Source organism: Silvimonas sp., from assembly GCF_031291215.1.
Classification (GTDB): Bacteria; Pseudomonadota; Gammaproteobacteria; order Burkholderiales; family Chitinibacteraceae; genus Silvimonas; species Silvimonas soli.
The window spans coordinates 186,581-210,512 of record NZ_JARLJK010000122.1 but is presented as its reverse complement, the minus strand read 5'-3'; the positions used below and the strand labels follow the sequence as shown (position 1 = coordinate 210,512).

21 protein-coding genes are annotated in these 23,932 nt (G+C 56.4%); 5 read left to right on the top strand and 16 right to left on the bottom strand.

Annotated elements, in window-relative coordinates; translation table 11 throughout:
• Nucleotides 1–56 precede the first annotated feature (56 nt).
• The gene (locus P4L78_RS13705; protein ID WP_283149804.1) at nt 57–380 is read left to right on the top strand and encodes a DNA-binding transcriptional regulator; all 324 of its coding nucleotides are present in this window, start codon (nt 57–59) and stop codon (nt 378–380) included.
• A gap of 24 nt (nt 381–404) precedes the next feature.
• Here the strand turns inward: P4L78_RS13705 and P4L78_RS13700 are convergent, their stop codons facing one another.
• Together P4L78_RS13700 and P4L78_RS13695 are read right to left on the bottom strand one after the other, a co-directional pair.
• A complete protein-coding gene (locus tag P4L78_RS13700; protein WP_283149805.1) occupies nt 405–1,271 on the bottom strand; it encodes a radical SAM protein in 867 nt (288 codons plus the stop codon).
• Nucleotides 1,264–1,716 carry a universal stress protein gene (locus P4L78_RS13695; RefSeq protein WP_283149806.1) on the bottom strand — a complete coding sequence of 151 codons (453 nt, stop codon included), beginning with the start codon at nt 1,714–1,716 and terminating at the stop codon, nt 1,264–1,266. The genes P4L78_RS13700 and P4L78_RS13695 overlap by 8 nt, the downstream gene beginning before the upstream one ends.
• A 124-nt stretch (nt 1,717–1,840) precedes the next feature.
• Here P4L78_RS13695 and P4L78_RS13690 point away from each other — a divergent pair, with 124 nt between their 5' ends.
• From P4L78_RS13690 to P4L78_RS13680, 3 genes are all read left to right on the top strand, one after another.
• On the top strand, nt 1,841–2,314 hold the full coding sequence (locus P4L78_RS13690) for a thioesterase family protein (protein ID WP_309328518.1): 474 nt from the start codon (nt 1,841–1,843) through the stop codon (nt 2,312–2,314).
• The gene (locus P4L78_RS13685) at nt 2,292–2,705 is read left to right on the top strand and encodes a TerB family tellurite resistance protein (protein WP_283149808.1); all 414 of its coding nucleotides are present in this window, start codon (nt 2,292–2,294) and stop codon (nt 2,703–2,705) included. Before P4L78_RS13690 ends, P4L78_RS13685 begins: the two co-directional genes overlap by 23 nt.
• A gap of 234 nt (nt 2,706–2,939) precedes the next feature.
• Nucleotides 2,940–4,742, top strand: a complete 1,803-nt coding sequence (locus P4L78_RS13680) for a methyl-accepting chemotaxis protein (RefSeq protein ID WP_309328517.1) — start codon at nt 2,940–2,942, stop codon at nt 4,740–4,742.
• A 357-nt stretch (nt 4,743–5,099) separates the two neighbouring features.
• On the opposite strand, the gene P4L78_RS13675 is transcribed toward P4L78_RS13680, so the two are convergent.
• The 8 genes from P4L78_RS13675 to P4L78_RS13640 form a co-directional block, all read right to left on the bottom strand.
• Entirely contained in the window at nt 5,100–5,588 is a 489-nt protein-coding gene (locus P4L78_RS13675; RefSeq protein WP_309328516.1) for a DNA-deoxyinosine glycosylase, read from the bottom strand.
• An 88-nt stretch (nt 5,589–5,676) separates the two neighbouring features.
• Nucleotides 5,677–6,780, bottom strand: coding sequence for a nucleoside hydrolase (locus P4L78_RS13670; RefSeq protein ID WP_309328515.1), 1,104 nt, complete (start codon nt 6,778–6,780; stop codon nt 5,677–5,679).
• A gap of 151 nt (nt 6,781–6,931) precedes the next feature.
• On the bottom strand, nt 6,932–7,339 hold the full coding sequence (rbsD, locus tag P4L78_RS13665; RefSeq protein ID WP_283149812.1) for a D-ribose pyranase: 408 nt from the start codon (nt 7,337–7,339) through the stop codon (nt 6,932–6,934).
• Nucleotides 7,336–8,283, bottom strand: a complete 948-nt coding sequence (gene rbsK / locus P4L78_RS13660) for a ribokinase (RefSeq protein WP_309328514.1) — start codon at nt 8,281–8,283, stop codon at nt 7,336–7,338. Before rbsK ends, rbsD begins: the two co-directional genes overlap by 4 nt.
• Nucleotides 8,284–8,328: 45 nt before the next feature.
• Nucleotides 8,329–9,345 carry a LacI family DNA-binding transcriptional regulator gene (locus P4L78_RS13655; RefSeq protein WP_309328513.1) on the bottom strand — a complete coding sequence of 339 codons (1,017 nt, stop codon included), beginning with the start codon at nt 9,343–9,345 and terminating at the stop codon, nt 8,329–8,331.
• A 33-nt stretch (nt 9,346–9,378) separates the two neighbouring features.
• Nucleotides 9,379–10,410, bottom strand: a complete 1,032-nt coding sequence (locus P4L78_RS13650; protein ID WP_283149815.1) for an ABC transporter permease — start codon at nt 10,408–10,410, stop codon at nt 9,379–9,381.
• Nucleotides 10,411–10,534: 124 nt separating this feature from the next.
• Nucleotides 10,535–12,076, bottom strand: coding sequence for a sugar ABC transporter ATP-binding protein (locus P4L78_RS13645; RefSeq protein ID WP_283149816.1), 1,542 nt, complete (start codon nt 12,074–12,076; stop codon nt 10,535–10,537).
• A 72-nt stretch (nt 12,077–12,148) separates the two neighbouring features.
• A complete protein-coding gene (locus tag P4L78_RS13640; RefSeq protein WP_309328512.1) occupies nt 12,149–13,099 on the bottom strand; it encodes a sugar ABC transporter substrate-binding protein in 951 nt (316 codons plus the stop codon).
• Between the two features lie 737 nt (nt 13,100–13,836).
• Here P4L78_RS13640 and P4L78_RS13635 point away from each other — a divergent pair.
• Nucleotides 13,837–14,592, top strand: coding sequence for a M48 family metalloprotease (locus tag P4L78_RS13635; RefSeq protein ID WP_283149818.1), 756 nt, complete (start codon nt 13,837–13,839; stop codon nt 14,590–14,592).
• 67 nt (nt 14,593–14,659) lie between these two features.
• Here the strand turns inward: P4L78_RS13635 and sucD are convergent, their stop codons facing one another.
• From sucD to gltA, 6 genes are all read right to left on the bottom strand, one after another.
• Nucleotides 14,660–15,547 (bottom strand): succinate--CoA ligase subunit alpha, encoded by an 888-nt coding sequence (gene sucD, locus P4L78_RS13630; protein WP_283149819.1) that lies wholly within the window; start codon nt 15,545–15,547, stop codon nt 14,660–14,662.
• Between the two features lie 27 nt (nt 15,548–15,574).
• Nucleotides 15,575–16,744 carry an ADP-forming succinate--CoA ligase subunit beta gene (gene sucC / locus P4L78_RS13625; RefSeq protein WP_283149820.1) on the bottom strand — a complete coding sequence of 390 codons (1,170 nt, stop codon included), beginning with the start codon at nt 16,742–16,744 and terminating at the stop codon, nt 15,575–15,577.
• A 66-nt stretch (nt 16,745–16,810) separates the two neighbouring features.
• Nucleotides 16,811–18,244 carry a dihydrolipoyl dehydrogenase gene (gene lpdA, locus P4L78_RS13620; protein ID WP_283149821.1) on the bottom strand — a complete coding sequence of 478 codons (1,434 nt, stop codon included), beginning with the start codon at nt 18,242–18,244 and terminating at the stop codon, nt 16,811–16,813.
• 136 nt (nt 18,245–18,380) lie between these two features.
• Nucleotides 18,381–19,628, bottom strand: a complete 1,248-nt coding sequence (odhB, locus tag P4L78_RS13615; RefSeq protein ID WP_283149822.1) for a 2-oxoglutarate dehydrogenase complex dihydrolipoyllysine-residue succinyltransferase — start codon at nt 19,626–19,628, stop codon at nt 18,381–18,383.
• 65 nt (nt 19,629–19,693) lie between these two features.
• On the bottom strand, nt 19,694–22,519 hold the full coding sequence (locus P4L78_RS13610; protein ID WP_309328511.1) for a 2-oxoglutarate dehydrogenase E1 component: 2,826 nt from the start codon (nt 22,517–22,519) through the stop codon (nt 19,694–19,696).
• Between the two features lie 110 nt (nt 22,520–22,629).
• Nucleotides 22,630–23,910 carry a citrate synthase gene (gltA, locus tag P4L78_RS13605; protein ID WP_283149824.1) on the bottom strand — a complete coding sequence of 427 codons (1,281 nt, stop codon included), beginning with the start codon at nt 23,908–23,910 and terminating at the stop codon, nt 22,630–22,632.
• Between the last annotated feature and the right edge of the window lie 22 nt (nt 23,911–23,932).

Sequence of the window (23,932 nt, the reverse complement as noted above, 5' to 3'; positions counted from 1 at the left end):
ATGACGGCAACATAGTTTTTTAGCCATCCAGCATGGCAACTTAAAGGAGGCCCACCATGGCGAACAATACAGTTAACCCACGGGAAATCCGCCGCCAGCTCGGAATGAATCAACAGGAATTCTGGAGCAAGATCGGTGTAACCCAAAGTGGCGGTTCACGCTACGAAAGCGGCCGCAACATGCCGCGTCCGGTACGTGAATTGCTGCGCGTAGTACATATTGAGCAAATCAATCTGGAAGAACTCAATCGCGAAGACCATCAGGTCATGCGTTATCTGCGTGAGTACAAACCAGAATTGCTTGAAACATTGCGTGCCGCAGCGCGAGAACGTGAAAAGCATCAATCCCGTTTTACCATGTCGAGCATGCTGGCCAGGTAAATCGCCAGCTGCCAGCAAGGCAGACTAAATGCTCAGCTTTACCACAAGACCCTGTGCTTCGATTCGTTCGGCCAGGGTCTTCATCCATTCTGCGGGCGCTGCACGCAAGCGATCTGCCTCCGGTTGCATGGATGGCCGTGCCAGACCATACAACAACACCCCACGCAAATCCCCCGCCTGCGCCTTTGCTTCCCGCAAAAACGCCAGATAAGCCTCGACTTCTGCATCGTCTGGCAAGGCGCCATCCAGTTCAAACATGCATGTCTGTAACCACGTCGCACAGCGCCGCGAAGCTTCGACCAGATGCCGTAGCACAGCTGCGCGATTCAACTGCACCTGGTTGACCAAAGCAAATCCATCCTGCGGCGCGCGATCGACCTTGAACCACACTTCGCCATTGATGCGGCCCATATGCTCCAGCACGGCTAGCGCTTCAGGCTTGTACAACTGGCTGCCATTGGTGATCAGTACCACCTTGATCTGGCCCAGCAGACCAAAGACTTGCAGTTGCTGCTCCACGATGACCAGCGCCTGGCCAAATTCATGGCTCATGGTCGGCTCGCCGTTGCCAGAGAAAGCAATGTCGTTCAGCCGTTGTAGTTCTGGCGGCACGCGTTGTGCCATGAAATCGCCATCAACAATCTGATGCAGCATGGCTGCCAGTTCGTCTTCAAGCTGCTCAAGCGCAATGGGGGGCGGGCCGCCGCGCTTCAGATCCGGGACTTGGCAATACAGGCAACGCCAGTTGCAGGCGTTGTTCGGATTGAGATTGATGCCGATCGATACCCCGCCAGCACGCCGCGATACCACCGGATAAACATAGGTAAAGCCCGCGCTGTCGCGGGCGTGATCGTTCACCCGCAACATGCGGACTGGCACAAAATCAGGCATTGGGTTTGGCTCTTACCAGCAAGATTGGCACTGCTGTATGGCGCATGACGCCCTCGGCGACGCTCCCCAGCAGTAAATGGGTCAGGCCACTGTAGCCATGCGTGCCCATGACGATCACGTCGGCTTTCCATTCTGCCGCATCGTCCACAATGGCGCGGGCCAGGTTGCCGCCCCATGCTTCAAGCAAACCTGCCTCGCAATTGACGTTCTGCTGTTTAAGGATATCGGCATATCTAGCCAATAACTGTTCACCACTCTTACGCAGGGCATCCTGAAGTTGCGGAACATCAAGAAACTCGTTCGCACTCCATGCGAACTGCGCCAGATCAATAACGTGTACCAGGCGCACTAGCGCCTTCTGATCAATCGCAAAGCGAATCGACTCGCGTAGCGCTGTGGCACTCGTATTGCTGTCATCTACCGGAACAAGAATGCGCTGATACATGGTGCCTCCTTAAACATGAATTCGAACGGTAATACAAGTTTAGCAGATCGTGTCTGGCCGGTTGCGGGGCCTCATGCATGCGAATACACTCAATTCGCATGTAAATTTTGCCGTTTATTGAGACATGACAAGAATCAAACTAGACCCGCCCAAGTGGATTGACCTGCAAATTGAACTTGCGATACGTGTCACCGATCTGAACTACGGTGCGCATCTGGGCAATATGGAGTTGCTGGGGCTGTTGCATGAGGCCCGCGTGCAATATCTGGCGCATTATGGAAATACCGAATTGGGCGATGCTCAAACGCCGGGCATTATCCTTAATGACGTTGCCATAACTTTCCATAGCGAAGGTTTTCTGGGTGAAAAACTGAGTATTGCCATGACCGCGGCTGAACCCTGGCGGGCAGGATATGTTCTTTATTATGTGGTGCACGCCGTCAAAGATAATGCCCCGCCGCGGCTGGTTGCAGTAGCCAGAACGGGCATCACGTTCTTTGATTACGCTTCGCGCAAACTACAAAACATGCCCAAAGCATGGGCAGACCGGCTCAACATCGACAGGACTGAAGAACATGAAAAAATATCCCAACAATAGCGCAGAAGCGATGGCCCGCATTCTGGTCATGCAAATGATGTGCGATGGCAATTTTGACCCCGCTGAAATCGACGAACTGGAGCACCTGCGCGTTTATGAAGCCTTGGGCATCAGCCGCAAAGCATTTATCCAGGTGCTGCAGGACTACTGCAACGACCTGTCTGACGACGCATCCGACGACGGCAATATCCGCCTGGTCGATCGCGAACGTATCGACCAGTTGCTCGATACAGTAGACGACCAACGCAAACGCCTGATGCTGGCGGCCATTGCGCTGGGCATTGCCAAGTCCGATAACGACTTCAGCAATGTTGAACTGGCTGTGTTCCGCCACATGCTCAAACACTGGCATCTGAGTCTGGAAGATCTGCAGGCCGCGTTCACCGCCTGATTTCTGGCAACGGGCTGCGGCTATCTGTCTGCTCAACAGCAGCAGCAAACATCCGTAAATTGGCAGTACCGAGTACCAGATCGACGGCTTTCTGCACCCTTCGATCTGGGTTTTTCCTTTCAAGTTAGCTCGCCGACTGCCGATAAAATCCGTATCCGGCCGATAATTCAAGATCGTACAGATCATAAAAATCGGGGCCAGCCACGCGCATGGTCTTCGCAGGGGAGTTCGCAAATGCAATGGTTGAATGACTTTCACACCGTATTTGAACGCACTTTGCTGGGCACTCTAAACCGCAAATTTGCCTTTCTTTACCTGTTACTTGCCGCCCCCATTGCCATGCTGGTCGTAACCAGCTTTGCCGATACGGCCATGACCGATACCGCGCACCAGTTGGGCCTTGATGCGAATGCCATTGCCAAACTAAGCCATGCGTTTGACACCATCACCACTTGGGCATGGATCCTCACCGTGCTCAGCGCCGCATTTATTACCGTGCAGGTGATCTATTTCCGCTTCTGGATTACCCGGCCGGTACTGGCTATCACCTCTGTTCTGAATGACGTCGCCGGTGGCGAAGGCGATCTTTCGCGCGACGTGCCAGTGATTACCAGCGACGAAATCGCCGAACTGGCCGCGAGTTGTAACCGTTTCCTGGCCAAGCAGCGCGAAATCATTGCCAGCGTGCAAACCATGACCGTGGGCATCGCGCTGGAAGCGGCCAAATCAATGAAAAGCATCGGCGATTCGGCCCAGTCGGCACACCAGCAAGATGCGTTGGCGCAAAAAGTGGTGGAAACCAGCGACAGCACCACTCAAGGGATTAACGACGTGTCGCGGCGCACCCAGGAAATCTCTGGCTCCACCACCCACAATCTCGAAATGGCGCGGGCTTCTTATGCGGAACTCCAGGACGTCACCGACCGCATCCACGCCATCAGCACCCGCATGGCCAGCTTTAACGACACGGTAAATGGATTGAATCAACGTTCTGCCAGCATCAAAAGCATTGTGGATTTGATCAAGGAAATCTCCGGGCAAACCAACTTGCTGGCCTTGAACGCGGCGATTGAAGCGGCGCGGGCGGGTGAAGCCGGACGCGGTTTTGCCGTGGTCGCAGATGAAGTACGCAAGCTGGCAGAAAAAGTGGGCGTCGCCACCGACGATATTTCCCGCGATATCGACAGCATGCTCGGCGAGGTAGCCCATACTCGCGATGAAACAACCGTCATCACCAACGATGCGCAGCTCACACGGGCCGTGGTAGAAAAAGCCTCGGGTCAATTCTCGCGGATGATGGTGGATTTTGAATCCACTTCCGCCGCCCTGATCGGCATTGCCAGCACGCTGGAGGAATTCACCGCAGCCAACAATGTGGTGAACGCCAATGTTTCAGAAATCCACGCTCTGTCGCTCAAAGTGAACGAGCGCATGGGTTTGTCTGCCAATTCCTCACAAGGCTTGGCTCGTGCCGCCGAGCAAGTACAAGAGTTGATTGGCCGCTTTACCGTAGGCCGCGGCCACCTGGATGCCAATATCCAGAAAGCCTGCCAGACCCGCGACCTGATCCAGACAAAAATTGAGGCCATGCACAAACAAGGCGTCAATGTGTTTGACCAGCAATATCAGCCTATTCCTGGTAGCGCGCCGGTCAAATACAAAACCTCATTTGACGGACGTTTTGAAACAGAAATCCAGCCACTTTACGATCAACTGGCCCGCGCGGCCGCTGGCGGTAAGTTTGTGCTGGCGGTAGATACCAACGGCTACGGCCCGACGCATAACAGCTGGTATTCCAAAGCGCCCACTGGCGATAAAGCCACTGACTTGGTCAATAGCCGCGACAAGCGCATTTTCAACGACCCGGCCGGGCTGCGTGCGGCGCGCAATACCCAGCGCTTTTTGTTGCAAACCTATGTACGCGATACCGGCGAGATCATGACTGAGCTGGATGTGCCTATTCATGTGAATGGCCGGCACTGGGGCGGTTTGCGACTCGGTTTTGATGCAAGCCACATGCTGGAAAACAAAGCCTGATTCGGCGCCAGGCTAAATCTGCCGGACAACGCAAAACGCCACCATGAATCAGTCATGGTGGCGTTTTTCAATGGGCGACTCATCATCGCCATCCCCTTGTACCCTGCTTAGATCGTTGTCTTGCGGCCGACGAACTGATAACGCTGTTGCAGCATGGTTTCAGCGGTTTGTTCCAGCCATTGAATAAGTGTACGCATGATGATTTCTCCTGTTGCTTCGTAGTTTTGTTATACGTATTGTGCATTTTTTAATGAAACAAAACTACGTAAAACTCACACTCCGCAGCGACAATTATTCACACAGCATATTGTTGGCGACACGCAAACACGGGGTTTTCCGGTCTCTATGCCAGTGCAATTACAGCGCACTCACCAATTGTTGCCATGCTTGCTGTTTCTGCGCCAACGCCAGCGTATAGGCAGGGCTGGATGAAGGCAGGTCAATCAGCATTAGGCCGCTGATACCCAAGAGTTGCCGTCGGCCTATTCGCGCCGATGTACCGCCGTTGAACCCCACCGCTTTGAGCGCTGGCAGCGTTTTGACCAGCTCAGCGAGTGCATTGTGAGACTGGTTGCGGATAGCGGCATCCAGACTGCCTTGGCGCTCCGCCTCTGCGATGACATCCCACAGGCCGATGTGATGCGCCAGCAAGGTGGCCAACCGCATTTCATACGATTGCGCCCGCAGATCAACGCCGATGACGGCACCAACCAGTTCCCAGAACCTGTTTTGTGGATGGGCGTAATACTGTGCCTGCGCCAGCGAGCGCTCGCCTGGCAGGCTGCCTAGCAACAATAGCCGGGTGTGTTGATCGACCACGGGTGGGAAGCAACGTTTGAGGTCCATAGGGTGCGATCAGACGGAGGCGTGAAGTACAAGCCCGCATCTTGCCCGTGCGCAGAGGTGCCAGGCAAGATGCGGGGTGTTCACCGGATCAGTTAGCAGGTAGTACCACCGGCACTGGCCGGGTCATCAGATCGACGTACTGCGCCAGGAAGCGTGCGTTATCGAACTTGCTGATATAGCGAATCTTGCGCACCGAGCCACCGACGATGGGCGCCGTGGTGCTGGCAGAGACCTGCCCTTGCTGCTCGCCTGGCGTAGTGTTGATGGCGAGCCAGTCATCCGTGGTTTGGGTCGCCATGGTTGGATCAAGCAGATAGGCAATGGTTAGCGTGTCAAAGATGTGTGCATCCGGCCCGAGGAACTGGGCGTTTTCGGTGTCGTAAATCTGCGTGACCACCGTTTGCCTGGCCGGATTATGCGCAATGGCATCAAACGTCGCCTGATCCAGCGGCACGGTATCGGTTACGTCCAGCGGAATCACCACTTGCGGGATATCCCGGCGCAGCACTTCCTGTACAGCCACCGGGTCAAACCACCAGTTCATTTCGGCCACAGCATTGGAATTGCCGGGCACATTGATATTGCCACCCATATACACAATGGATTTGATCAGCGGTGCAATTTCAGGCGCCTTGCGCAGCGCCAGCGCCAGGTTGGTCAGCGGGCCGACTTCCAGAATGGTGATTTCATGCGGGTGCGCCTTGATGGTCTGGATCATGAAATCCGCCGCATTCTGCTCCCGCAAAGTGGTGCTGGTGGCAAAACCATCCGGCGGTGCGATCAGATCGGCCGTGCTTTGCGGTTTGGGGAACATCCATGCGCCAAACCAGCCATTGGGATTGGCGGCCTGCTGCGCCCGAATGCTGGTTTCATCGTACGCTAGCGGGTAATCCGCCCCGCCATACACGCCAATGCGCTGCGAAACGCCCATGCGTTCCGTGGCCTTGAGCGCGTCGCTTTCCTCCTGCATGAGCCAGCCATTCCCGCTTTCAATGGTCAGGCCCAGCACATCAATTTTGCCTTGGGCCATCAATTGCGTGGCCATGACGAACAATTGGCCATCGTCACCCATGGTATTGAAGTCGGTATCGATGATCACTTTGGGCGCGGAACCAGTTGAATCGGAATCTCCGCCGCATCCGGCCAGCAAAGCGGTACCCAGCAAAAGCAGTGACAGGACTGTCTTTTTCATGTTGTTTCCTTGGATTTTTGTCAAAAGCGGCATGCACCTGGCCTCACCGAGAACCCGTTGCGGGTTTCGGCGTGCCAGGACTTTCAAACTGCAGAAGCAAAACAGCAGGACTACTGAGGTGGTTACGGCAAAAAAGAGGAACGACAGAAAACTAGAAGGTGACACCTGCCACCAGCATTACGTTGGCATAGGGCGTGCATTCGCCCGTGCGGATAAAGGCACGTGCATCGCGGCTCAAGGTTTTGAGCGCTTCATGGCTAAGCACTTTGCGCTCGCCCAGCACGTCGGCATGCTCAGCCAATGCCGTCAGTGGTGCTTGCTGAGCAGCCACCATTTCAGTGGCAATCACGTGCGATTGCACCTGCATTTCACTCAGCACTGCGGCCAGCACCTGGCTGAAACCGGGCGTGCCGGGCACGAGTGCCAGATCGATGATTTGCACGTCTGGCGCATGCAAAGGCGTGGGCATGCCCGCATCGGCGATCAGAATCATGTCGCCATGCCCCAGCGTTGCAATGAGGCGGGACAGCGCGGCATTGAGCAAAGCGGTTTTCTTCATGCCTGATGCTCCAGTTCGTGTAGATAAGGAATAGACGGCTGTGCACCCGCGCGCGTTACCGAGATCGCCGCAGCGCTTTGCCCCACCACGATGGCGGCATGCGGCGTAGCGCCGTTGGCCAGCGCTGCGGCAAAACCACCCGTGAAGGTATCCCCGGCAGCAGTGGTGTCCACGGCGTGTACCGGTGTGCCCGGATAATGCGCAACGTCGTTGTCGATCAACGCCACCAGGCCACGAGCGCCCAGCGTAATGATCACATTGCGAGCACCCAGCGTACGTAGCCGCTGCGCGGCGATGCAGGCATCTTGTGGCGAATCCACGGCGATACCACTGAGGGTGGCCGCTTCAATTTCGTTGGGAATCAGATAATCAATCTGGCTTAGCCAGTCGCCAGGCAAGGCTGCGGTGACCGGCGCTGGATTCAAAATCGTGGTCTTGCCCAGACGGCGGCCCGCTTGTAATGCGGTCAGTACAGCCTGATAGGGGGTTTCCAGTTGGCACACCACAACATCTGCGGCGGCCAGTACGGGTTCCGCGCCGTTAATGGCGGCAACATCCACCCGCGCATTGGCTCCAGGAATAATCAGAATGGCGTTCTGGCTCGCCTCATCCACGATGATCATTGCCACGCCAGTTGCCGCATCAGCAATCCTCGCAACCCCTTGGCAATCGATATTCTCGGCCTTTAACCCGTTCACCAACTGCGCGCCATAGGCGTCTGCACCCACAGCGCCCAGCATGGTCACTTGTGCGCCCAATCGGGCGGCGGCAACAGCCTGATTACCGCCTTTACCGCCTGCAATGGTGGCAAAACTGGTGCCAGCCAGCGTTTCGCCCGGATGTGGCAAGCGCTCGGCCCGACCGACCAGATCCATATTCAAGCTTCCAATTACCACCACGCGGCCTGGCACGGCCGCTTCGGTCTGATGTTTGACTGCTGTCACTGCGCTATTCCTGTATTCAGGCCGCTTCGAGTGGCGGCGTTATGTTCATTCATTGCCAACAATGGCCAAGGCACTGGTTGATTCTCGTACCGTCAATTGCGGCGCCACAATTTGTCGCCGCGCCGGGCCAGTGGCCGTACCGCTGATGCGGTCGAGCAACAGTTGCGCTGCTTGTTCTCCCAACTGCAGGATGGACTGGCCCACTGTCGACAGCGCGGGATAAACATAGCGACTCAATTCAATGTCATCAAAACCGATGACCGAGCAATCTTGCGGCACGCGCATGCCGCGCTCGGCGGCGGCGCGCAGCACGCCAATGCCCATCATGTCATTCCCGGCAAAGATGGCCGTCGGCTGCAACCCGGCAAACAGACGAGAGGCCGCGTAATAACCACCCGGGCTGGAAAAATCGCTTTCCATGATGGCCTCAGTGCCAATGGCAACGCCTGCTTCGGCCATCGCCCGCGTGAATCCGGCGACGCGCAAGGTACTGACCACCATCGATGATGGGCCACTGATACAACCAATGCGCCGATGCCCTAGCGACAGCAAATGCTGCGTGGCCACGTAGGCACCGAATTCGTGATCAATCTCGACCAGATCAGCAGTGACGTTGTCGACTTCGCGGTCGACGATGACCACCGGCACATGGTTCTCGCTCAAGTCCAGCGCCAGTGACGGGTTGTCACCGGCCGAGGCAATCACCAGTCCATCGATACGCTTTTCGCGCAGTGCCCGCAGATAGTTGCGTTGTTTCTCGGTGTCATCATCCGAGTTACATAAAAAGACGCAGTAACCATTTCGCTCGCAGCGCATTTCGATGCCACGCGCCAATTCGGCGAAGTACGGGTTGGTATTGTTGGGCACCAGCAAACCAATGGTGGAAGTCGCCCGCACTTTGAGCGAACGCGCTACACCGGACGGTACGTAATTCAACTGGCGAATGGCGCCTTCCACTTTCTCGCGGGCTTTTTCGCTGACCGGCCGCGTGCGGTTGACCACGTGCGACACAGTGGTAAACGACACGCCAGCCAGCGTTGCCACATCCTTGATCGTTGCCATGAATCGTTTGTTTCCTGAGTGTGAGCGAGTGGCTTAGCCGCGCTTTTTGGCGCGATTGCTGCGATAGGTATCCAGCACCACGGCGACCACAATCACCGCGCCCGTAATGATGCGTTTGGTTGGTTCATTAGCCCCGATCTGCGCCAGCCCGGCGGCCAGCACCGAGATAATCAACACACCGAAGAAAGTGGCGATGACCGAGCCGCGCCCGCCCATCAAACTGGTGCCACCGATCACCACGGCAGCGATCACTTGCAGTTCCATGCCCTGCCCCGCGTTTGGATCAGCCGCTTCCAATCGGGAAATCTGGAACAACGCGGCCAGACCCGCCAGCGCACCCATCAGCGCAAACACAATCAGCTTGTAGGGTTTGGGATTGATACCCGCCAGGCGCACAGCTTCTTCGTTCGTGCCGATGCCCACCAGATAACGGCCAAACACGGTGCGGGTAAGGACCAGCTGGGCAACGATCATGACCGCCAGCGCAATCAAAAAGGCAGGAGAAATGCCCAACGCGACCGGGTTGGACAGCCAGTCAAACGAGGCGCCAATGTACGCTGTGCGCGAATTGGTCAGTTGATACGCCACGCCGCGGGCAATTTCCAGCACACCCAAAGACACAATGAATGAAGGAATGCGCCAGCCCACGGTGACTGCGCCGGTCAGCGTACCTGCCAGCGCCGCCACGGCCATGCCCAGCAGTGCGGAAGGAAATGGTCCCAGTTGATATTTAAGTGAAGCGACACTCACAACCGATGCGGCCAGCGCCAGGACCGAACCCACCGACAAATCGATGCCAGCAATGATCAGGATGAAGGTCATCCCGACCGACATCACCACCAGATCGGGAATCTGGTTGGCGATCAGGCTGAAGGTGTCATAAGTAAAGAAATGCGAACTGAGCACAGAAAACAGCGCAATCATCGCCAGCAGCGCACCGGCCAAACCCAGATATGTACTCAACGAGCGCCACAGCGCCGACCCCGTCAATGTAGAGGCGGAAGCCCCCATCACGGCAGCGGCGTCTGCTTGCGGACTCGCCGGATTATTTTGTTGTTCGTTCATGCTGCTGCTCTCCTCGAGTCGCAACCGGCGCACAGTTAGCGCGGGCTGCCGACTATTTCATTGATGTTTTATTGCTGTCTATTCATTCAGTTGCCGGTACTTGCCGGGCAATGTCGCATCGGTTTTAGCCGGCGACAGGTTCCGGTTCTGTGAGCATGCGGTCGCGTGTCTGGTATCCGGCAAAGGCGGCAGCAAGAATGGCATCCTGGCTCCAGCTTTCACGCTCGAAAGTGCCGGTTAGCTGGCCAGCCGAGAGCACGGCAATGCGGTCACAGATCAGCATCAGTTCGCGCAGGTCGCTCGATACCACCACCAGCGCTTTGCCTTTACGCGCCAGTTCGCCAAACAGCGCGTAAATATCGAACTTGGCGCCGATATCAATGCCGCGCGTAGGTTCGTCAAACAACAGCACTTCACAATCGCGCTCCAGCCAGCGACCAATCACCACTTTTTGCTGATTGCCGCCAGAGAGTTCCTGCACCGTTTGTTGCGGGCCAGAGGTCCGGATATGCATGGCGTTGATCTGCCGTTGGGCCAGCGCGTGTTCACGCTTGTTATCCACCACGCCATGGGCGGACACCGCATCCATATTGCCCAGCGAGATATTGGCGGCAATCGATTGCGACAGCAGCAAGCCCTCGCCTTTGCGATCTTCGGTGATCAGCGCAATGCCGTGATTCACCGCATCGGTTGGGGACGAAATCGTGACCGGCTTGAGCGGGTTGCCCACCGCCACGCTGCCGCGATCAGCGCGATCGGCACCGTAGATCAACCTCAGTAATTCGGTACGTCCGGCACCGATCAAACCACTGATGCCAAAAATCTCGCCGCTGCGTACTTCCAGTGAAATATCTTTTACAACGTCGCCGCGGCCCAGGCCTTTTACTGCCAGCAAGGGCGCGCCGATCGGGCGAACCCCAAAATCAATCTTCTCGCCCAGTTCGCGACCTACCATCAAAGTCACCAACTGGTTACTGCTGTATTTGGCGATGTCGTCTACGCACACCAGGCGACCATCGCGCAGCACCGCAATGCGGTCTGCAATACGCGACAGTTCTTCCAGCCGGTGCGAGATATACACCAGCGCCACACCGCGTCGTTTGAGGGCGGCGATCTGGTCGAACAACAAATCGACTTCGCGCGCGGTGAGCATGGCGGTGGGCTCATCGAGGATCAGTACCCGACATTCGCCAATCAGGTTACGGGCGATCTCGACCATTTGCTGATGGCCGATGCCCAGTTCTCCGACCAGGGTGTCCGGATCGATGGCTTCCAACCCGACTTGCGCCATGGCGTGGCGGGCGTCTTCGCGCAGTTTTGCGCGGGAAATCCAGCCTGCGCGGCGCGGTAATTTATTGAGAAACAGGTTTTCTGCCACCGACAGCGTCGGCAACAAATTGAGTTCTTGCATCACCATGCGGATACCGGCGTGTTCTGCTTCGGTCCGGCTATGTGGTGTGTATGGCTGACCCTGGTATTGCATCTGCCCGTGCGTGGGCGTCACCAGGCCACCAATAATTTTGGAAAGCGTACTTTTGCCCGCGCCATTCTCACCGGTCAGGGCTAATACTTCGCCCGGATAAAGCTGCAGGGTGACATCGGCCAGCACTGGTGTGGCGTAGTCTTTACCCAGACCAGTTACGGCAATGATTTCGCGATCAGACATATTCAGGTCGTCCTGTATGGCGCGGCACCGTAACGGCGCCGCGCCGGGGCGTATTGGCAGATGCGTTTACGCTTACTTGGTGATCAGTTGTACCTGGGTTTCAACCACACCAGACAGATCAGATTGTTTCTTGTGCTCTTTGATCGCCTTGAGCGCAACGTCGATCCCGAACACGGCTTGCTTGGCTGCAAACTGGTCAGCGGTAGCCAGCACACGGCCGTCAGCCAGCATCGGCTTGATCGCATTGATATTGTCGTAACCCACCACCATCACCTTGCCTTGCTTGCCCGCTGCACGCACGGCAGACACGGCGCCAATAGCCATGTTGTCGTTACCGGCCAGCAGTGCTTTCAGGTTCGGGTATTCGTTCAACATGGCCGACGCCACGGCATTGCCCTTGTCGATTTCCCATTCGCCAGACTGTACCGAATCAACCTTGGCACCCACAGTGGTCATCGCATCTTTGAAACCGGCAGTGCGTTGCTGGGCGTTGGTGGTGGTCGAAACGCCTTCCAGAATGCCGACTTCATCACCGGATTTCAGTTTTTTGGCCAGGTAATCACCGACCAGCTTGGCGCCAGCGCGGTTGTTCGGGCCCACAAACGGCACGTTCAGATTTTTGGATTTCAGAACGTCGTTATCCAGCTTGTTATCGATGTTCACCACGATGATGCCGGCGTCAACGGCTTTCTTGACCACCGGCACCAGCGCTTTGGAATCAGCCGGAGCAATCACAATGGCGTCGACTTTGGACACAATCATTTGCTCGACAATGCGAATCTGGTTGGCAGTGTCGGTTTCATCCTTGATGCCATTGGTAACCAGATCGAACTGCGCGGCGTTTTGTTTCTGATAATCCTTGGCGCCTGTTTCCATGGTCAGGAAGAACTCGTTAGCCAGCGACTTCATCACCAGCGCGACCTTGGGTTTGTGGGCATCCGCATAGACGTTTGATACCGGCAACACAGCGACGGCGGTGAACGCAAATGCGGCGGCGATCATGCGGCGAATATTCTGTTTCATGCTTGTCTCCTGAATGAACTGGACTGCACTGATTTGGTGATCGTGATTGGGTAAATAAAAAAGCAAACGTTTGCGCAAACAAACAAAAAACTGGCGCATGGGCTACCGCGTTTTCTGCTTGGCAGAGTCAGATGTAGCAAACGTTTGCGCACTACAAATTACGAATGATTACCCCATTGCCGTCAACAACATTACGTTTTGCGGCGCACCAGGAAAGCACAGTCAGCTTGTTTTTGGTGCATGTGAGGAGGCGACTGGACCGAACAACTAGTCATTGAAAGCTGACACATGTCGTTATCCATCCAGCACGGCGGAAGGCGAGACAACCGTGTTTCTATGGCACTCAGGCATTTTTCGGAGATGGTTTTTGCGCAAAGATGTAAGGCCAGCCAGCGTTTTCAGTGCTTTAACGGCGGTTGTCCCTTGCAGGTTACCAAGCTATTTTTGCGTGAACGGCATGTGCAAACGCATATCGATATCTAAAAAAAAGCTGTGGTTTTTTGCAACAGTCCACACCTCAAGACCGCATGTTCAGACACAAAATGAAATGCAGCCTGGTATGGCGACCCATTTCATGACTCGAAATCGGTCATCGACTTAGCACTACCAGCTTAAAAGCTGATACATGAAGAAATATTTGCGGTATTTTTTCCGCAAAATCCGGTGGGAAAGTCCACAGCGAGCGGCAACAATAGCTTTGCCAGACTATGTATCCGGCATATTTATTGGAGACCGCAATGCAATACCGTTACTCACTTTCCATTCTCGCCGCCGCCACGCTCGCCCTGACCGCTTGCGCTGGCATGGACACCAATGCGCTGATGCAATCGGGCGCCACTGCAGCGCAAGCCGCCATGCTGACCGACAGCGATGTGCAGCAACTGTCAGTGCAGTCTTGCCAGGAGCAAGACGCCAAATCGTCAATTGCTCCAGCGAGCAGCACTTACGCCAAACGTTTGAGCGTTATTTCCAAAGGTTTGCCGACCAGCGTGAATGGCGCGCCACTCAACTTCAAGGTGTATCAAACCAAAGACGTCAACGCCTGGGCGATGGCGAACGGCTGCGTACGCGTTTACAGCGGCTTGATGGACCTGATGACAGATGACGAAGTGCGCGCCGTGCTGGGACACGAAATTGGCCACGTCGCATTGGGCCACACCAAGAAAGCGGCGCAGTTGGCATATAGCGTCACTGCCGCGCGTGGCGCAGCCGGTGCAGTGGGCGGGTCGACCGTGGCGGCACTTTCCAAATCGCAACTGGCTGATCTGGCCGAACAACTAGTCAACGCCCAGTTCTCGCAAAAGCAGGAAAGCCAGGCCGACGATTACTCGTTTGATCTTTTGAAGAGTAAAGGTTTGAGCCAGAAACCGCTGATGACCAGTTTCCAGAAACTGGCCACGCTGGATGGCGGCAAGAGCACCATGATGAGCTCGCACCCCTCCTCCATTGATCGCGCCAAGCATATTCAGGACCGGATCAACTCGGGTAAGTGAGTCCCACCGCCCGAATATAAAAAGGCCCGCAAATGCGGGCCTTTTTATTCACAACGGCAATCAACAATTACTTGATCATGCCCTTGGATTTCAGCAATTCAAACATGGTCTTGCCGATTTCTGCCGGGCTGCGAGTGTAGGCAATGCCAGCCTTCTCAAATGCCTTGAACTTCTCTTCAGCCGTACCCTTGCCACCGGAGATGATCGCACCGGCGTGGCCCATGCGTTTACCCTTCGGTGCAGTAACGCCAGCGATGTAGCCCACAACCGGCTTGGTCACGTATTGGCGAGCGAACTCAGCAGCTTCTTCTTCTGCCGAACCGCCGATTTCACCGATCATCACGATCGCATCGGTATCCGGATCATCCTGGAACAGCTTGAGTGCGTCGATATGGCTGGTACCGGGAATTGGGTCGCCACCGATACCGATACATGTGGACTGACCCAGACCCAGCGCGGTGGTTTGCGCTACGGCTTCATAGGTCAGCGTGCCGGAACGCGACACAATGCCGATGCGGCCCGGGTTGTGGATGTGCCACGGCATGATGCCGATCTTGCACTCGCCAGGGGTAATGATACCAGGGCAGTTCGGGCCGATCAGGCGGATGCCGGCTTCGTCCACGGCTTTCTTCACATACAGCATGTCGATGGTCGGCACGCCTTCGGTAATACATACGATCAGCTTCACGCCGGAATCGATGGCTTCAAGGATCGAATCCTTGGCAAAAGCTGCCGGTACGTAGATGACCGAGGCATCGGCTTGGGTCTGGCGTACCGCGTCTTTCATGGTGTTAAACACCGGCAGACCCAGATGCTCGGCACCGCCCTTGCCCGGTGTTACGCCACCGACCACTTTGGTGCCGACTTTCAGTGCTTGTTCAGCATGGAAAGTGCCGTTCTTGCCGGTGAAACCCTGCACCAGCACTTTCGTGTTTTTGTTTACGAGAACGCTCATTTTTGAATCCTTATCCGATGCGGATGATTAGAGGGCAGCCACGGCGGCAACAATCTTTTCCGCCGCATCGTTCAAACCTTGTGCCGAGGTCAGGGCTAGGCCCGATTCGTCCAGAATCTTGGCGCCCAGTTCGGCGTTGTTGCCTTCCAGACGCACCACCACCGGCACGGTAACGTGCACTTCTTTCACCGCCGCAATGATCGCTTCGGCAATCATGTCGCAACGCACGATACCGCCGAAGATGTTGATCAGTACGCCCTTGACCGAGGTGTCAGCCAAGATCAGCTTGAAGGCTTCGATCACGCGCTCTTTGGTTGCGCCGCCGCCCACGTCCAGGAAGTTGGCTGGCTGGCCGCCCTTGAGCTTGATGATGTCCATGGTGGCCATCGCCAGACCGGCGCCGTTCACCATACAACCGATATTGCCTTCCAGTGCCACATAGTTCAGCTCGAATTCGGACGCTTTCACTTCGCGTTCGTTTTCTTGCGACTTGTCGCGTTGTGCCAGCAGATCCGGGTGACGGAACAAGGCGTTGGAATCGAGGTTGATCTTGCCATCCACGCAGGCCAGTTCGCCGTTTTCACGCAACGCCAGCGGGTTCACTTCAAACAGCGCAAAGTCGTTTTCGACGAATGCGTTGTAGGCGCCCAACATCAGCTTGGTGAACGCGCCGATTTGCGCGCCGGACAGGCCCAATGCAAACGCAGCATCACGCGCCTGGAACGGCTGCATGCCGGTCAGCGGGTTCACTTCAATCTTGATGATTTTTTCTGGTGTTTCCTCAGCGACCTTCTCGATCTCCACGCCGCCTTCAGTGGACACCATAAACACGATGCGTTGCGAACCGCGGTCTACCACCGCGCCCAGGTACAGTTCGCGCTGCACCGGGTACATGTCTTCACATACCAGCACGCTGTGTACAGGCTGGCCAGCGGCGTCGGTCTGGTAAGTCACCAGGTTGGTACCGATCAGGCGGGTGGCTTCTGCCGCAGCTTCTTCGCGGCTCTTTACCACTTTCACGCCACCAGCCTTACCACGGCCACCAGCATGCACTTGCGCCTTGACCACGGCGAACTTCCCGCCGAGGGTGTCATAAGCTGCAGCCGCTTCTTCGCCGCTGTTGGCCAGAATGCCGCGTTGTACCGGCAGACCATATTTGGCCAGCAGTGCCTTGGCCTGATATTCATGCAGATTCATGTGAAAATCCTTGTGAGGAGTAAAGCGTGAGGGGTGAGGCGCTGTGACCTCCCTCCTCACACAAGATCAAGAGTGAAGGCCGCGCTTGTCGACGCCCAGCGCTGCTTCGTGTACCGCTTCAGACAGCGACGGATGCGCATGAACGATGCGCGCGATGTCTTCTGACGATGCATTGAATTCCATCGCGACCACGGCTTCGGTAATCAGTTCAGACGCAAACGGCCCGATGATATGGACGCCGAGAATGCGGTCGGTCTTGGCATCGGCCAGCATTTTCACAAAGCCAGCGGTTTCGCCCAGACCCAGCGCGCGACCATTCGGCGCAAACGGGAACTGACCTTTACGGTATTCCACGCCTTCTGCCTTCAACTGTTGCTCGGTCTTGCCGACCCAAGCCATTTCCGGGCTGGTGTAGATCACCCACGGCACGGTGTTGAAGTCGATATGCGGGTGCTGACCAGCAATGCGTTCAGCCACTGCCACGCCCTCTTCCGACGCCTTGTGCGCCAGCATCGGACCACGCACCACGTCACCCACCGCCCACAGATTTGGCAGGCTGGTACGGCATTCATCGTCCACCACGATGAAACCACGGGCATCCAGCGGCAAGCCGACTGCATCGGCAGCCAGATTCCAGGTATTCGGGACACGCCCAATCGAAACGATCAGCTTGTCGAAGGTTTCGGCGTGCTCTTTGCCCTCAGAATCGGTGTATTCCACCTTCACCGATTTGGCCGTCGCTTTGGTGGTGTTGATCTTCACGCTGGTGCTGATCTTCAGACCCAGTTCCTTGATGAAAATCTTCTGCGCTTCTTTGGCAACCGCTTCGTCGGCAGCCAGCAAGAAACCAGGTGCGGCTTCCAGGATGGATACATCTGCGCCGAGGCGCTTCCATACCGAGCCCATTTCCAGACCGATCACACCAGCGCCGATCACGCCCAGCTTCTTGGGCACTTCCGGAATGCTCAGCGCGCCCACGTTATCCAGCACGACTTTGTTGTCGAACGGCAGACCGGGCAACTGACGGGGTACCGAGCCGGTGGCGATGATCACGTGAGTCGATTCGACTACTTCGGTCTTGCCGGATTCTTCGACTTCGACCTGCCACTTGTCACCATTGCGGCCAACGATCTTGCCGTGACCAAACAGGCTGGCCACCTTGTTCTTTTTGAACAGAAAGCCAATGCCGCCGGTGAGCTTGCTGACGATGCCATCTTTGCGTTCCAGCATCTTGGCCACATCGAACTTGGCACCCGAAACGGTAATGCCATGCGCCTGGAACTTGTGCTCAAGGCGTTCCCAGTTCTCGGAAGACTCAAGCAGTGCCTTGGACGGGATACAACCCACGTTCAGACACGTGCCGCCCAGGCTTTGCTTGCCTTCCTTGTTCTTGAATTCGTCCACGCAAGCGGTTTTGAAACCCAGTTGCGCGGCGCGGATTGCCGCGACGTAGCCGCCAGGGCCGCCGCCGATCACCAGTACATCGAATTGTTGAGACATGTTTATGACCTTGTTCTGCGAGCTAACAAATCGCCATAGGGTGCAATGAGCATCGCGAATTGCACCGGCCAAGTAGCACTACTCTGAATGGTGGGTTACGCCAACGGCTAACCCACCCTATCAAACAGACGAGCGCTTAGATATCCAGAATCAGGCGGGCCGGGTCTTCAATCGCTTCCTTGATTGCCACCAGGCTCAACACGGCTTCGCGACCGTCAATGATGCGGTGATCGTACGACTGGGCCAGATACATCATCGGGCGTACCACCACTTCACCGTTCTCGACCACAGCGCGTTCTTTGGTCGCGTGCATGCCCAGAATCGCGGATTGCGGCGGGTTGATGATCGGGGTGGACATCATCGAACCAAAAGTACCGCCATTGGAGATGGTGTACGTACCGCCAGTGAGTTCTTCCACCGTCAGCTTGCCTTCTTGCGCGCGCTTGCCGAACTCGGCGATGGTCTTTTCGATATCGGCCAGGCTCAGTTGGTCCGCATTGCGGATGATCGGCACGACCAGACCACGCGGGCTGCCCACAGCCACGCCAATGTCATAGAAGCCGTGGTAAACGATTTCATTCCCATCGACCGATGCGTTCACAATCGGGTACTTCTTGAGTGCGTGCACCGCAGCTTTCACGAAGAAGCCCATGAAACCCAGCTTGATGCCGTGCTCTTTCTCAAAGCGGTCTTTGTATTTGTTACGCAGATCCATTACCGGCTTCATGTTCACTTCATTGAAGGTGGTAAGGATGGCGTTGGTTTGTTGCGATTGCAGCAGGCGCTCGGCCACGCGTTGACGCAGGCGGCTCATGGCCACGCGTTGTTCCTGGCGATCACCTTGTGGCAGCACAAATGCCGGAGCTGCGGCGGGCGCTGCAACGGCGGGCTTGTTACCGCTGGCGATGGCGTTCTGCACATCTTCTTTCAGTACACGGCCACCACGACCGGAACCCGCAACTTGCGATGCATCCAGGCCAGCATCTGCAGCCAGTTTCTTGGCGGCTGGCATCACAGCAGTGCCAAAACCAACGGCAGAGGCTTCGACGCCATGCGCTTCAGCGGCAGCGGCAACACGCTTTTTGTCTTCAACGACTTGTGCGGCCGGAGCAGCGGCGGCAGTTGGCGCAGCGCCAGCAGCTTTGGCTTCGGTATCGATGGTCGCAATGATTTCATTGCTGCCCACGTTATCGCCTTCATGCTTGACGATGGACACCAGCACGCCAGCTTGTGGTGCCGGGATTTCCAGCACGACTTTGTCGGTTTCCAGATCGATCAGTGTTTCGTCACGGGCAACCGCCTCGCCTTCTTTTTTCTTCCACTGCAAAAGGGTCGCTTCAGCAACAGATTCGGGCAGCTGCGGGACTTTGATCTCAATAATCATAAGAACTACTCCAATTGGTTCTTGTTGTGACAAGACGCGGCGGGAAGGCCCCCGCCGCGTTGGAATTACAACGTCAATGCATCGTCAAGGAAGGCTTTGAGCTGAGCAGTGTGCTTGCTCATATAACCCACAGCCGGTGAAGCCGAAGATGGGCGGCCAGCAAAACGCAATGTCTGTTTCGGCGTGGTCACGCTTTCCAGACGATGGCGAATCTGGTGCCATGCGCCCTGATTGCGTGGCTCTTCCTGGACCCAGACCAGCTCGCGGGCATTTGGATATTTCTCCATTTCCGCTTGCAGTTCTTCGGTCGGGAACGGATACAACTGCTCCACGCGCACAATGGCAATGTCTTTAATCTCACGTTCGCGACGGGCGTTGTCCAGGTCGTAGTACACCTGTCCAGCACACACCACCACGCGCTTGACCTTTTTGGCATCCAGCGCCGCGGTATCGCCAATGACGTTGCGGAATTCGCCGTTGGTGAATTGTTCAATCGGGCTGGCGGCGTTCTTGGCCTTGAGCAAGCGCTTGCTCATGATCACGATCAGCGGCTTGCGCACCGGGCGTACCATCTGCCGACGCAGCATGTGGAAAATCTGGCTGGCTTCGGTCGGTTGCACCACCTGCATATTGTGTTCAGCACACAACTGCAGATAACGCTCCACGCGAGCGGATGAGTGCTCAGGACCGGCACCGTCGTAACCGTGTGGCAGCAGCATGGTCAGGCCGCACAAACGACCCCACTTGGTTTCGCCAGAAGCGATGAACTGATCGATCACCACCTGCGCGCCGTTACCGAAGTCACCAAACTGCGCTTCCCAGATCACCAATTCGTCTGGTGCCGAAGAGGCATAACCGTATTCAAACGCCAGCACCGCTTCTTCGTTCAGGATCGAATCGATAACGGCAAAGTGCGCCTGGTTATCCGACAGATACTGCAGCGGAACGTACACGCCCTGATCCCAACGCTCGCGGTTCTGGTCGTGGAACACAGCGTGGCGGTGGTTAAAGGTGCCGCGGCCGGAGTCTTCACCGGAGATACGCACCGGGTAACCTTCAGTCAGCAGCGTGGCATAGGCCAGATGTTCGGCCATACCAAAGTCGACATTCAGCGTACCGGCCGCCATTTCGCGGCGATCATGCACCACCTTGTCGACGGTGCGATGCAACTTGAAGCCTGCCGGCACCGCGGTGAATTTCTCGGTCAGGCGCACCAGGTCGGCTTGCGGCACGGCCGTGGTGACCGGGTGACGCCAATGCGTACCCATGTATTTGGAGAAATCAATCGCGTAAGAGCGCTTGTAGTCGGTCAGCGAGGTCTGTTCGACGTGCTCGCCTTTATCCAGCGCAGCACGGTAAGCGGCGATCAGCGCTTCGGTCTGTTCGGCCTGAACTACGCCCTCAGCAATAAGCTTGCTGGCGTATTTGTGGCGCACGCCCGGGTGAGTGGCGATCTTCTTGTACATCATTGGCTGGGTGAGGTACGGATCATCCGCCTCGTTGTGGCCATGTTTGCGGAAGCAAACAATGTCCACCACCACATCCTTCTTGAAGGTCTTGCGGTATTCCATTGCAGCGTGAACCACAAAGCACACCGCTTCAGGATCATCACCGTTCACGTGGAAGATTGGCGCTTCGACCATCTTGGCGATGTCGGTACAGTACAAGGTCGAACGGGTGTCGCGGGTGTCGGACGTGGTGAAGCCGATCTGGTTGTTCACCACCAGATGCACCGTACCGCCGGTACCGTAACCACGGGTGTGCGACAGGTTAAACGTGCCCTGGTTGGTACCCAGACCAATAAACGCCGAGTCGCCGTGAATCAGCACCGGTAATACTTGATCACCACTGCGATCTGCACGGCGTTGCTGACGCGCACGCACCGAGCCTTCGACCACCGGGTTGACGATTTCCAGGTGCGACGGGTTGAACGCGAGGCTCAAGTGCACCGGGCCGCCCGCAGTCGGGATATCGGCCGAGAAACCGTTGTGGTACTTCACGTCACCGGACGGCAGCTCGGTGGTCGGGCGACCTTCGAACTCGCTGAACAGGTCACGCGGTTGTTTACCCAGAATGTTCACCAGCATGTTCAGACGACCGCGGTGGGCCATACCGATGACCATTTCCTGAATGCCCTGCTCGCCCGCCATCTGCACCAGATAATCCATGGCCGGGATCATCGAATCGCCGCCTTCCAGCGAGAAACGCTTCTGGCCAACGTATTTCTTGTGCAGGTATTGTTCCAGCGTTTCCGCCGCAGTCACTTGCTTGAGAATACGCAGCTTCTGGTCACGGTTGAATGACGGTGTGGAACGACGCTCTTCAAACCATTCCAGCACCCATTTGCGGGTTTCGGAATTGGTGATGTGCATGAATTCCAGACCGATATTGCCGCAGTAGGTCTGTTTGGCGAACGCAATCACTTCAGATAGCGTGGCCCGCTCCATCGATTTGATATTGGTGCCAAACGTCAGCGCCATATCGGCTTCGACAAAGCCATAGAATTTGGGGTCCAGCTCTTCGACGTAGTCCGTGTCCATGCGGCACAACGGATCAAGCGTGGCATTGCGGCTACCCAGCAAGCGATACGCCTGCATCATCCGCAATACTTCCACCTGCTTGCGCGAGACGGAGTCTTCGGCCACCGAAGCGTGCACAGCCATTGCACGCGGTTGGCGGGCCAGTTGGCGGAACGATTCTTCGATAGGTGCACGTGGGATATCGCGATCAGTCGCGCCCGGCAGTTGCTGCAACTTGTCGAAGTAAGTCCGCCAGCCCGGGTCAACCAGGTTGGGATCTTCCAGATATTGTTCGTACAAATCCTCCACGAAGGGGGCGTTGCCACCGAACAAATGGGAATTCATTTCTAGCTGTTCCAGCTCTCGTTTCATGGCCAGTGTGTCCTGTCTGCCTAAACCCCAGCTGCCTTGGTCTGGGGGACTTGCCCACGGCCCGCACCCGCGAACCGTGGCACTGCTGTTTTAATCGTGCAACCTGGTGCTTAGCGCTTCTCGACCGGGATGTAATCGCGACGCACCGCACCGGTGTACAACTGGCGTGGGCGGCCGATCTTCATGCCAGGATCGGAGATCATTTCGTTCCAGTGGCTGATCCAGCCTACGGTACGGGCCAGCGCGAAGATCACGGTGAACATCGAAACTGGAATACCGATTGCGGTCAGCACGATACCGGAATAGAAATCGACGTTCGGGTACAGCTTGCGCTCGATGAAGTACGGGTCTTCCAGAGCGATTTTTTCCAGCGCCATGGCCAGCTTGAGCTTGGGATCGTTCTCCAGTCCCAGTTCCTTGAGCACTTCGTAGCAGGTTTCACGCATGATTGCTGCGCGTGGGTCCATGTTCTTGTAAACGCGGTGACCAAAGCCCATCAGCTTGTGAGTCTTGGCTTTCACGCCTTCCATGAACGCTGGCACGTTATCGATGGAGCCGATTTCATCCAGCATTTTCAGCACGGCTTCGTTGGCGCCACCGTGCGACGGGCCCCACAGGCAAGCGATACCAGCAGCGACGCACGCGAACGGATTGGCGCCCGACGAACCGGCCAGACGTACGGTGGAAGTCGAAGCGTTTTGCTCGTGATCAGCGTGCAGCGTGAAGATGCGATCCAGCGCCTTCACCAGGATCGGGTTCGGCTTGTACTCTTCGCACGGCGTAGCAAACATCATGTGCAGGAAGTTGGCGGTATAGCTCAGGTCGTTCTTCGGATAGTTGAAAGGCAGACCCTTGCTGTAGCGGTAACACATCGCAGCAATGGTCGGGATCTTGGAGATCAGACGGAAGATGGTGACTTCGCGGTGACGCGGGTTGCTGATATCCAGGCTGTCCTGATAAAACGCCGACAACGCACCGGTTACGCCGACCATCATGGCCATCGGATGTGCGTCGCGACGGAAGCCCTGGAAGAAACGGGTCATCTGGTCGTGCACCATGGTGTGACGCATCACCATTTTGACGAACTCGGCCTTTTGTTCAGCTGTAGGCAATTCGCCGTAGATCAACAGATAGCAGGTTTCCAGGTAGTCGGAATTCTGAGCCAGTTGTTCGATCGGGTAACCACGATAGTAGAGCTGACCTTGATCACCATCGATAAAGGTAATCGCCGATTCGCATGAAGCCGTGGCCAGGAAGCCCGGGTCAAACGTGAACATGCCGGTTTTGGAGAAGGCGCGGATATCCACCACGCTAGGCCCAAGCGTGCCCCCTTGCACCGGCAGATCAATCGTGCCGCCGTTATAGGTCAGAGTAACTTTGTTTTCTGCCATGTCTTTAAGCTCCTGGTTTTGC